Source organism: Agrococcus citreus, from assembly GCF_039527715.1.
Lineage (GTDB): Bacteria > Actinomycetota > Actinomycetes > Actinomycetales > Microbacteriaceae > Agrococcus > Agrococcus citreus.
Genome location: NZ_BAAAKK010000001.1, coordinates 1 through 10358, shown reverse-complemented (window position 1 = coordinate 10358; position 10358 = coordinate 1). Strand labels below are relative to the sequence as shown.

The following is a 10358-nucleotide window of genomic DNA, read 5'->3' as shown; positions in this document are numbered from 1 at the left end:
CGGGCGAGCAGCATCGCCTCGACGACGGCGGTGCCCTCGTCGAGCATCGACGCGTTCGCGACGTCGAGGCCCGCGAGGTCGGCGACCATCGTCTGGAAGTTGATGAGCGCCTCGAGCCTGCCCTGGCTGATCTCGGGCTGGTACGGCGTGTAGGCGGTGTACCACGACGGGTTCTCGAGGATGAGCCGCTTGATCGGCGCGGGCGTGACCGTGCCGTGGTAGCCGAGGCCGATGGCGCTGCGGCGCACGCGGTTGCGGCTCGCGATCGCGCGCAGCTCGGCGAGCGCGGCCGTCTCGGACGCGGCCTCGCCGATGCCGGTGCCGGTGGAGCGGATGCCGGCCGGCACGGCGGCGTCCATGAGCGCGGCGAGCGAGTCGAAGCCGACGGCCTCGAGCATGCGCTCCTGCGCCGCCGCATCGGTGCCGATGTGGCGGTCGACGAACGGGCGCATCAGGCGGTGAGCTCTCGGTAGGCGGCCTCGTCGAGCAGCTCGGGCGACTCGCTGAAGCGCACCTTGACGAGCCAGCCGTCGCTCTCGGCGCCGGAGTTCACGAGCGTCGGGTCGCCCGCGACCTCGTCGTTGACCTCGACGACCTCGCCGGCGGCGGGCGCGATGAGCTCGCCGACCGACTTCGTCGACTCGATCTCGCCGATCGCCTCGCCGCTCGCGAAGGTGCGGCCCACGCCGGGCAGGTCGACGTACACGACGTCGCCGAGCGCGTTCTGCGCGAAGTCGGTGATGCCGATCGTCGCGACGTCGCCGTCGGTGCGGATCCACTCGTGGTCTGCGGTGTACTTGATCTCGCTCATGCTCGGGCCTCTCGGGTGTAGAACGGCAGCTGGGTGACGCGCGCGGGCAGCCTGGTGCCTCGCACGTCGACGGTCAGGGAGTCGGAGGTCGCCGAGCCGGGCTCGACGAGGGCCATCGCGATCGGATGGCCGAGGGTCGGCGACAGCGCGCCGCTCGAGACGGCGCCCACGACGCGGTCGCCGTCGAGCACGGGGTAGCCGGAGCGCGGCGCGCGGCGGCCCTCGGCGACGAGGGCGATGAGCACGGGCGCATCGGGGGCGGGACCTGCCTCGATCGCGCTTCGGCCGACGAAGTCGCCCTTCGTCTTGAGCGCGACGACGCGGCCGAGCCCGACCTGGGCGGGCAGCGTGTCGACCGAGAGCTCGTTGCCGTAGAGCGGCATGCCCGCCTCGAGCCGGAGCGTGTCGCGCGCCGCGAGGCCGCAGAGCGCGAGGCCGTGGGCCTCGCCCGCGAGCACGAGCGCGCGCCACAGGTCCTCCGCGGCATGCGCGGCGATGTAGAGCTCGAAGCCGTCCTCGCCCGTGTAGCCGGTGCGCGCGACGAGCACGTCCTCGCCCTCGAACACGGCCGGCCGGCTGCGGTAGTAGCGCAGGCCGTCGAGCGGCTCCGACTCCAGCCCGATCGCCGCGACGATCGCGGCTGCGGCGGGCCCCTGGACGGCGATGAGGGCGGTGTCATCCGTCTCGTCGACGATCGTCGCGTCGAAGCCCGCGATGCGCGCCTCGAGCGCGTCGAGCGCGGCGCGGCGGTTGGATGCGTTGGCGACGACGAGGAACTCGGCATCGGCATCCGTCGAACCGGCCGTGCGGTAGACGATGACGTCGTCGATGATGCCGCCCTGCTCGGCGAGCAGCAGCGAGTACTTCGCCTGCCACAGCTCGATGCCCGAGAGCCGGCCCGCGAGCGCGTGGTCGAGGAACGCCCCGGCCTCCGGCCCCCGCACGCGCAGCTCGGCCATGTGGCTGAGGTCGAACAGGCCCGCGCGCTCGCGCACGGCCTGGTGCTCGGCGAGGTCGGAGCCGTAGCGCACGGGCATCTGCCAGCCCGCGAAGTCGATGAGCTGCGCGCCGGCAGCCTCGTGGATCGCGAGCAGCGGCGTGCGCATCGCGGGTGATTCCGTTGCCGTCATGAGTCCTCCTGTGGTCTGGACTCCCCCACTGTCGCCGACCGTCGATGGTCTGCTCCAGTGTGGCCTTCCCGCGCGGTTCGAGGACCTGAGAGTTTGGCGGGGAGGCTTGCTCCTTCGGTGCCCCGTGAGGGGCTCTCCCGCGCGGGCGTGCAGCGGCCGGCTGTGCGTGTGGCTCCGATCCTATCGGTTCCGCGCATCCTCGTCGTCGGGCGGCGGGCGATCGCCGTCGTCGGCGACGAGATCGGCGCGGTACTGGCCCGTGCGGTAGGCGGCCTTCGCCATCATCTGCGTCGCGACCGGCGCGGTGACGAGCTGGAGCCCTGCCGCGAGGGCGAGCAGCGAGGTCGCGCTGCCGTCGCGCAGCACGAGCGCGAGACCGAGGCACAGCGCGAGGAAGCCGAGCGTCTGCGGCTTCGACGCCGCGTGCATGCGGTTGAGCACGTCGGGCAGTCGCACGAGGCCGATCGCCGCGGTGAGCGCGAGCGACGCGCCGACCAGGATGAGCACGGCGCCGACGAGGTCGAGCACTCCTTCGAGCGTCACGGGCGCTCCTCCTCGTCGGCGGTGCGCTGCTGGTCGGGACCCGCGTCGGGCTGGCCGGGCGCGTCGCCCTCGAGCCCGTCGACGTCGTCGGGTCCGCTGCCGACGACGCCCTCGCGGCCGGCGATGAAGCGCGCGATCGAGACCGTGCCGGCGAAGGCCAGCAGCGACAGCACGAGGATCACCGGGATCGTGTACGGGTGGTGGTTCATCGCGGCCTCGACGGCGAGCGAGCCGCCGACGACGGCGATGAGCACGTCGGTCGCGACCACGCGATCGGCCGGTCCCGGCCCGCGGATGATGCGCAGCAGCGTGAGCGCGGCGGCGATCGCGAGCATGACGCCGGCGATGATGAGCACGACCTCCATCAGCCCTCCTTCAGCAGCGCGCGGTCGGCGGGGGTGCCGAAGGCGCGCAGCACGGTCGCCTCGGTCGTGCGCACGCGGGCACGGGCGTGATCGATCCCCGCTTCGCCGGCGGCGTCGAAGACGTGCACGAGCAGCCACCCCTCGCCGGCGTCGACGGCGACCGATCCGGGCACGAGGGTCACGAGCTCCGCGGTGATGGCGGTGATGAACTCCGAGTCGCTGCGCAGCGGCACCCGGATGATGGCGTTGCGCGTGGGCCGCCAGAACGCGAGCACCTTCGCCGCCACCTGGAAGCTCGAGATCGCGAGACCGACGAGCGTCACGACGACGAGCCGCAGGAAGCCGAGCGGCCGGAACGACTCGAGCTCCGGCACGTCGGGCAGCGGGAAGATCACCTGGATGAACAGCGCGATCGCGAGTCCCCAGACGGCGGCGCCGAGCGTGAGCTCGCCCCACAGCATCATCCAGATGATCGTGAGGCCGATGGTCGCGAAGATCGAGACGCGGTAGCGGAACTTGGGGCGGTTCACGGCATCGCCTCCTCGACGGCCTGCTGGTAGGCGCCCCGGTGGATGTCGAAGGCCGCGCGATCGGCGAACGACGTGAGGGGACCCGCGAGCGCGGTGAGAGCGACCGTGATGCCGACGAGCGCCGACGCCGCGAAGATCCAGATGCGGGGCAGGACGCGCACCGAGTGCACGCGGTCGTCGTCCTCGCCGCGGTCCTGCCAGAACGCCCGCTGCCACACGCGGATGACCGCGATGAGCGTGAGCAGGCTCGTGAGCACGCCGGCGACGACCGCGGCGACGGCGAGCATCGTGGGCGTCTCGAGGGCCGCGTCGATGAGCGCGACCTTGCCGAGGAATCCGGAGAACGGTGGGATGCCGCCGAGGTTGAGCGCCGGCAGCAGGTAGAGCACGGCGAGCAGCGGTATCGCGGCGAGGCCGCCGAGCCGGGCGAGGCTCGTGGAGCCGCCGACGCGCTCGATGAGCCCCACGACGATGAAGAGCGCCGTCTGCACGAGGATGTGGTGGACGATGTAGAAGATCGCGCCGCTCAGGCCCGCCTCGGTGCCGAGCGCGATGCCCAGCAGCATGTAGCCGATGTGGCTCACGAGCGTGAACGAGAGCAGTCGCTTGATCTCGCCCTGCGCGAGCGCGCCGAGGATGCCGAGCACCATCGTGAGGATCGCGACGACGAGCAGCAGGTCGGTGAGCGGGCTCTCCGGGAACAGCAGCGTCTGCACGCGGATGATCGCGAACACGCCGACCTTGGTGAGCAGTCCCGCGAACACCGCCGTGACGCTCGCGGGAGCGGTCGGGTAGGAGTCGGGGAGCCACGCCTGGAGCGGGAAGACGGCCGCCTTGATGCCGAACACCACGAGCAGCAGCAGCTGGATGAGCAGCTGCAGGTTCGGATCGAGGGCCGCGAGCCGCTCCGGCAGCTGGGCGAAGCTCACGGTGCCGGTCGCCCCGTAGACGATCGAGAGCGCGAGCAGGAAGAGCGTCGACGACACGACGCTCACGACCACGTAGGTGGAGCCCGCGCGCACGCGCTCCTTGGTCGCGCCGAGCATGATGAGCACGTACGACGAGAACAGCAGCATCTCGAACGAGACGAACATGTTGAACAGGTCGCCGGCGAGGAACGCGTTCGCGACGCCCGCGGTCAGCACGAGGAACGTCGGGTGGAAGACCGACACGGGCGCGCCGTCGGCGCTGTCGGCGATGTCGCGCCGCGAGGGGAAGATGACGACGAGCGCCGTCACGATGCTCGACACGAGCACCATGAGCGAGGAGAGCCGGTCGGCGACGAGCACGATGCCGAGCCCGTCGGGCCACGCGCCGACCCATAGCACGATCGGTCCCTGCGCATCCGCCCCGATGCAGAGGATGAGCGCGAGCACCGCGACGATCGCGAGGGTCGTGCCGGAGACGATCTTCTGCCACGCGGGGTGGCGCGCGAGGATGAGCGTGACGCCGGCCGCGATGAGCGGCAGGAGCACGGGCACGGGTACGAGGTTGGCGAGGTCCATCAGCGGGATCTGCCCTCTCGAGCGTCGGGCCGGTCGTCCGAGCGGCCGCCCGACTCGGTGTCGGGCTGCGCCTCGGGCGCCAGGTCGCTGTAGGCCTCGCTCGAGAGGTCGGCTTGCGCGCGGCGGCGCACGATGGCGTCCTCGACGTCGTCCGCCACCTCGTCGTGGCCCTCGAGCTGGAACGAGCGGTACGACATCGCGAGCAGGAACGCGCTCGTGGCGAGCGAGATCACGATCGCGGTGAGCACCATCGCCTGCGGCAGCGGGTCGGCGATGTCGCCCTCAGGCTCGCCCACGATGGGCGCGAGCCCCGCGGGACCGGCGGAGACGAGGAAGAGCAGGTTGACCCCGTTGCCGGCGAGCATGACCCCGGCGAGGATGCGCATGAGGCTGCGCTCGAGCAGCAGGTAGACGCCCGCGGCGATGAGCACGCCGCCGGCGACCGCGAGGATGAGCGTGGGGGTCACGAGCGGATCCCCTCTCCCGGCAGCGAGCGGTCGGATCGCCACTGCGGCCGCGGCGCGAGGTTCTGCTCGCCGTGCAGGTCGATGCCCGCGCCGAGCGAGCGGACGAAGTCGAGCATCGCGCCGATGATGATGAGCCAGACGCCCACGTCGAAGAAGAGGGTCGTCACGAGCTTCTGCTCGCCCAGCAGCGGCAGCACCGCCTCGACCGCGTACGACTCGCCGATCCGGCCGCCGAAGAAGACGGGCCAGACGACGCTCAGGACCGCGACCGCCATGCCGGCGCCGAGCAGCTTGCCCGCGTCGAAGGGCACGGCCTCGATGAGCTCGTCCCGGCCGCCCGCGAGGTAGCGCACCGCGAGCGCCACGCCCGCGACGAGCCCGCCTGCGAATCCGCCGCCCGGCGCGTTGTGGCCGACGGCGAGCAGGTAGACCGACACGAGCATCATGATCGGGAACAGCAGCCGGGTGACGATCTCGAGCACCGGCGACGCCATCTGGTCGTCGGCGAACGAGCCGCGCAGCCACGAGCGCCGGCCGCTGCCCGCGTCGGTGGGGCGCAGCACGCCCTTGCCCGCCACGGGCCGGCGCACGAAGATGAGGCTCGCGACGCCGGTGGCGGCCGCGAGCACGACCGAGACCTCACCGAGCGTGTCCCACGCGCGGATGTCGACGAGGGTGACGTTGACGATGTTCTCGCCGTTGCCGAACTCGTAGGCCCAGCGGTAGAAGCCCTCCGACACGGGCACGGCGGTGCGCGCCTGGAGCGCGGCGAGCGCGGCGACCGCGGCGAAGGTGCCGACCGCGATGCCGAGCAGCGCGCGCAGGTAGCGAGCCGCGCGCAGGGGCCGGTTGGTGAAGTACTTCGGCAGCCGCCGCAGCACGAGCACGAGGATGACGAGGAAGACCGTCTCGGTGAGCGCTTGCGTGAGCGCGAGGTCGGGGGCGCCGTGCAGCAGGAACAGCAGCGCGACGCCGTAGCCGACGACGCCGAGCAGCATGAACGCCTTGAGCCGGCCTCGCGTCGTGGTCGCCCAGACGGCCGCGATGCTCACGATCACGGCGGCGGCGACCTGGCCGCCGGAATCGGCGAGCCGCAGGTCGGTCGTGACGAGGCCCGTGAGCAGGAGCACGCCGCCGGGGAGCGCGACCACGACGAGCAGGATGGTCGCGAGGTGCAGGGGCAGCGAACCCGTCTGGATGCGACCGGTCACCTCGACCGCGAGGCGGTCGAGGCCGCGCATGGTGGCGTGGTAGCTGCGCTCGAGCGGGTCGGTGCCGTGCGGCTGGCGGCGCCGGGCCCCGATCGCGAGGAAGATGCCCGCACCCACGAGCCACGAGAGCACCGAGGCGATGAGCGCGGGCGTGAACCCGTGCCAGAGCGCGAGGTGCGGGGCGTCCTCGCCGGCCGGGACGAGCTCGACGTGCGGGTGCAGCAGCTCGGTGATCGCGTCGCCGGCGAAGCCGAGCGCGATGCTGCCGAGCGCGAGCGCGACGGGCGCGGCGACGAGCCACGGCGAGCGCCGCTTCGGCTCGGTGCGGATGCGACCGAAGAAGGTGCCGACCACGAGCCGCAGCGAGTAGGCGACCGTGAGCGCGGCGCCCAGCGCGATGCCGAGGAACGCGACCCAGCCGAGGGCCGCGAGCTCGCCGTCGGCGATCGCGGCGTCGAGCGCCGCCTCCTTGCCGAGGTAGCCGATCGCGGGCGGGATGCCCGACATCGACGCCGCCGCGATGATCGCAGCGCCGGCGGCGAGCGGCATCCGCTTCGCGAGCCCGCCGAGCTCGCGCAGGTCGCGCGTGCCCGTCGCGCGGTCGACGGCGCCCACCACCATGAAGAGCGCCGCCTTGAAGACCGCGTGCGCCGCGAGCAGCGTGAGCCCGGCCTGCATCGACGAGTGCGTGCCGAGGCCGAGCACCGTGACGAGCAGGCCCAGCTGGCTGACGGTGCCGTGCGCGAGCAGCACCTTGATGTCGAGCTGGCGCATGGCCCGCACGGCGCCGAGCAGCATCGTGACGATGCCGAGGCTCACGAGCCCCCAGCGCCACCACGGCAGCTCGACGAACGCCGGGGTGAGCGCGGCGATGAGGAAGATGCCGGCCTTCACCATCGCGGCGGCGTGCAGGAAGGCCGAGACGGGCGTCGGCGCCGCCATCGCGCCCGGCAGCCAGTACTGGAACGGCACGATCGCCGACTTCGAGAGCGCGCCGACGACCATGAGCGCGGCCGCCCACGCGGCGACCGTCGTCCGCGGCGGGTCGGCGAGCGTCGCCGCGAGCGAGAACGTGCCCGTCTGCGACTCGAGCAGCATGATGCCGACGAGCATCGAGAGGCCGCCGACGGTCGTGACGATGAGCGCCGTCTGCGCAGCGCGGCGGTTGCTCGCCGAGCGGTGGTTGAGGCCGACGAGCAGGTACGAGAAGACGGTCGTGAGCTCCCACCCGACCGTGAGCACGATGAGGTCGTCCGAGAGCACGAGCAGCAGCATCGACGCGGCGAAGCCCGTGAGGAGGCCGACGGTGCGGGGCGCGAGCTTGTTCGAGTCGAAGTACCACGCGCAGTAGACGAAGATGAGGCCGCCGACGACGAGCACGACCATCGCGAGCAGCCACTGGAGCGAGCCCAGCCGCAGGTCGATCGCGATGCCGAGCGCGGGCATCCACTCGACCCGCTCCTGCAGCACCGCGCCGGCGGCGACCGCCGGCCCCTGCATGCCGAACCACACGGCAGCGCCGAGGCTGGCTGCGGCCGGGAGCAGGAACACGAACCGGCCCATCCGGCTGCTGAGGGCGCTCGCGACGACGCCGAGTACGGCGATGATCGTCACAGTGAGCAGCACGTGGTGCAGTCCCTCTCGAGCGCGCGGGCAGGGGCTGGTTCCAGCGTACCGGCGCGCGGGATGCGCGGATGACGTCGGCGGGCGGCCCTACCGTGGTGGCATGCGGCTCCTGCACACCTCCGATTGGCACGTCGGGCGCACGTTCCACGGTGCTGACACCGTCGACGCGCTCTCGGCGGTGCTCGCCGAGCTGCCCGGGATCGTTCGCCGAGAGCGCATCGACGTCGTGCTCGTCGCGGGCGACGTCTTCGACTCGGCGATGCCCGCCGGGCGCCACGTCGAGGCGCTCACGCGAGCGCTGCAGCAGATCCGCGACGCGGGTGCCCACGTCGTCCTCTCGAGCGGCAACCACGACTCCCCCGCGCGCCTGGGCGCGAACGCGGGCTTCGCCCGCGCGGGCGGCCTGCACCTCAGCACCGCCGCGACCGATCCCGCGTCGTGGCGCATCGACCTCGAGGACGAGCACGGACCCGTCGCGGTCTTCGCCATCCCCTACCTCGAGCCCGTCGTGCTGCGCGCCGCGATGCCCGAGGCCGGGATCGGCGCGCAGGCCGACGCGATGCGGTGGGCGATGGATGCTGTGCGCGCGGACCTCGGCGAGCGCCCGGCGCGCTCGGTCGTGCTCGCGCACTGCTTCGCGGCGGGCGTGGCGGCCGACGACGACGACGCGCCGCGCGAGATCCGGGCCGGCGGCCTCGACGTCGTCCCGCTCTCGGCGTTCGACGGCGTCGACTACGCCGCGCTCGGGCACATCCACTCGCGCCAGGAGCTGCGTCGAGCGGTGCGCTACTCGGGCGCGCCGCTCCACTACTCGTTCCGCGAGCGCTCGCCCGAGCGGGGCGGCTGGATCGTCGACCTGGGCGCCGACGGTCTCGCGGACGTCGCGTGGTGCGGCTTCCCCGTGCCGCGAGCGCTCACGCAGGTGCGGGGCGAGCTCGACGCGCTGCTCGCCGACGAGCGGTTCGACGGCACGGAGGAGCACTGGGTGCGCGCGGTGCTCACCGACGCGGCGATGCCGCTCGACGCGATGCGCCGACTGCAGCACCGCTGGCCGCACTGCGCCCAGGTGGAGTGGGCCGGGTCGCTCGATCGGCCCGACGTCGCGAGCGTGCGCGAGCGGCTGCAGCGACGCAGCGACGCGGAGGTCGTCGACGACTTCCTCGCGCACGTGCGCGGCGAAGGGGCGAGCGAGGCGGAGCGCGCGCTGGTCGCCGAGGGCCTCGCGCGCGTCTCGGCAGCAGCGGCGGCCCGATGAGGATCCTGCGGCTCGCCCTGCAGGCGTTCGGGCCCTTCCGCGACCGCTTCGAGGTCGACTTCACCGCGTTCGAGGGCGACGGCGTCTACCTCATCGCCGGCCCGACGGGCGCGGGCAAGTCGACCGTCCTCGACGCGATCACGTTCGCGCTCTACGGCTCGGCGCCCCGCTACGGCGAGCGGGCGCACCTGCGCAGCGACCTCGCGGGACCATCGACCGTGACGCGCGTCGAGCTCGACGTGCAGCTCGGCGACCGAGTGCTGCGCGTCGAGCGCTCGCCCGAGTACGAGCGGCCCAAGGCGCGCGGCACCGGCACGACGCGAGAACCGGCGCGCGCGAGCCTGCTCGAGCGCACCGACGACGGCTGGGCGCCGATCGCGACGACGACCAAGGAGGTCGGCCACGAGGTCGGCCGCCTCGTGGGCCTCTCGAAGCAGGAGTTCCTGCAGGTCATCCTGCTCGCGCAGGGCGGCTTCGCCGAGTTCCTGCGCGCGACGAGCGACGAGCGGAAGGCGCTGCTCCTGCGGCTGTTCGGGACGGGCGACCTCGGCGGCCTGCGCGACCTGCTCGACGCCGACCGGAAGGCGCTCGCGGCCGAGCGCGAGGGGCTCGAGGCGCTGCTCGAGGAGCGTGCCCGTCGGGTGCGGGAGGCCGTCGCGGAGCTCGATGGAGCGAGCGCCGACGACGAGGCGGTCGGGTCGCCCGACGACGAGGCGGATGCGGCGGAGCCGATCACCGCCGCCGAGCTCGACGCGCTCGAAGCCGCCCTGGAGGCGGCGAGCGAGCGTGCGGCGGCGATCGCCGCCGCGGCGGCGGAGGCCGAGCGGCAGGCGCGCGTCGATCGCGATGCCGCGCGCGAGCGGCTCGCGCTGCTGCGCCGGCGCGATGCGGCGCACGAGGCGCTCGACGCGCTCG

At 73.1% G+C, this 10358-nt stretch carries 10 protein-coding genes, 1 pseudogene and 1 riboswitch; of the genes and pseudogenes, 2 read left to right on the top strand and 9 right to left on the bottom strand.

Going from position 1 to position 10358, the window contains the following annotated elements:
• From ABD106_RS00055 to ABD106_RS00015, 9 genes and pseudogenes are all read right to left on the bottom strand, one after another.
• A pseudogene (locus tag ABD106_RS00055) lies at window positions 1-452 on the bottom strand (glycine dehydrogenase (aminomethyl-transferring)); the annotation flags it as partial.
• Window positions 452-811, bottom strand: coding sequence for a glycine cleavage system protein GcvH (gene gcvH, locus ABD106_RS00050; RefSeq protein ID WP_343916103.1), 360 nt, complete (start codon window positions 809-811; stop codon window positions 452-454). The pseudogene ABD106_RS00055 and the gene gcvH, both read right to left, overlap by 1 nt.
• Window positions 808-1941, bottom strand: a complete 1134-nt coding sequence (gene gcvT, locus ABD106_RS00045; RefSeq protein ID WP_343916101.1) for a glycine cleavage system aminomethyltransferase GcvT — start codon at window positions 1939-1941, stop codon at window positions 808-810. The genes gcvH and gcvT overlap by 4 nt, the downstream gene beginning before the upstream one ends.
• A gap of 63 nt (window positions 1942-2004) precedes the next feature.
• A riboswitch (glycine riboswitch) is annotated at window positions 2005-2091 on the bottom strand.
• A 30-nt stretch (window positions 2092-2121) separates the two neighbouring features.
• Window positions 2122-2484, bottom strand: coding sequence for a monovalent cation/H(+) antiporter subunit G (gene mnhG, locus ABD106_RS00040; protein WP_343916099.1), 363 nt, complete (start codon window positions 2482-2484; stop codon window positions 2122-2124).
• Window positions 2481-2849, bottom strand: coding sequence for an MrpF/PhaF family protein (locus ABD106_RS00035; RefSeq protein WP_343916097.1), 369 nt, complete (start codon window positions 2847-2849; stop codon window positions 2481-2483). Before ABD106_RS00035 ends, mnhG begins: the two co-directional genes overlap by 4 nt.
• Window positions 2849-3379 (bottom strand): Na+/H+ antiporter subunit E, encoded by a 531-nt coding sequence (locus ABD106_RS00030; protein WP_343916095.1) that lies wholly within the window; start codon window positions 3377-3379, stop codon window positions 2849-2851. Before ABD106_RS00030 ends, ABD106_RS00035 begins: the two co-directional genes overlap by 1 nt.
• Window positions 3376-4884, bottom strand: a complete 1509-nt coding sequence (locus ABD106_RS00025; RefSeq protein ID WP_343916093.1) for a Na+/H+ antiporter subunit D — start codon at window positions 4882-4884, stop codon at window positions 3376-3378. Before ABD106_RS00025 ends, ABD106_RS00030 begins: the two co-directional genes overlap by 4 nt.
• Window positions 4884-5351, bottom strand: a complete 468-nt coding sequence (locus tag ABD106_RS00020; protein WP_343916091.1) for a Na(+)/H(+) antiporter subunit C — start codon at window positions 5349-5351, stop codon at window positions 4884-4886. The genes ABD106_RS00025 and ABD106_RS00020 overlap by 1 nt, the downstream gene beginning before the upstream one ends.
• Window positions 5348-8188 (bottom strand): Na+/H+ antiporter subunit A, encoded by a 2841-nt coding sequence (locus ABD106_RS00015; protein ID WP_343916089.1) that lies wholly within the window; start codon window positions 8186-8188, stop codon window positions 5348-5350. The genes ABD106_RS00020 and ABD106_RS00015 overlap by 4 nt, the downstream gene beginning before the upstream one ends.
• A 100-nt stretch (window positions 8189-8288) precedes the next feature.
• Here ABD106_RS00015 and ABD106_RS00010 point away from each other — a divergent pair, with 100 nt between their 5' ends.
• The gene (locus ABD106_RS00010; RefSeq protein ID WP_343916087.1) at window positions 8289-9443 is read left to right on the top strand and encodes an exonuclease SbcCD subunit D; all 1155 of its coding nucleotides are present in this window, start codon (window positions 8289-8291) and stop codon (window positions 9441-9443) included.
• Window positions 9440-10358, top strand: a 919-nt coding sequence (locus ABD106_RS00005; protein ID WP_343916084.1) for an AAA family ATPase, incomplete at its 3' end; no start/stop codon positions are given. The genes ABD106_RS00010 and ABD106_RS00005, both read left to right, overlap by 4 nt.

Coding starts and splice junctions, on each gene's coding strand:
- ABD106_RS00035 (WP_343916097.1), bottom strand. CDS start 2,849: ATGGAGGTCGTGCTCATCATCGCCGGCGTCATGCTCGCGATCGCCGCC.
- gcvH (WP_343916103.1), bottom strand. CDS start 811: ATGAGCGAGATCAAGTACACCGCAGACCACGAGTGGATCCGCACCGAC.
- ABD106_RS00025 (WP_343916093.1), bottom strand. CDS start 4,884: ATGGACCTCGCCAACCTCGTACCCGTGCCCGTGCTCCTGCCGCTCATC.
- ABD106_RS00010 (WP_343916087.1), top strand. CDS start 8,289: ATGCGGCTCCTGCACACCTCCGATTGGCACGTCGGGCGCACGTTCCAC.
- gcvT (WP_343916101.1), bottom strand. CDS start 1,941: ATGACGGCAACGGAATCACCCGCGATGCGCACGCCGCTGCTCGCGATC.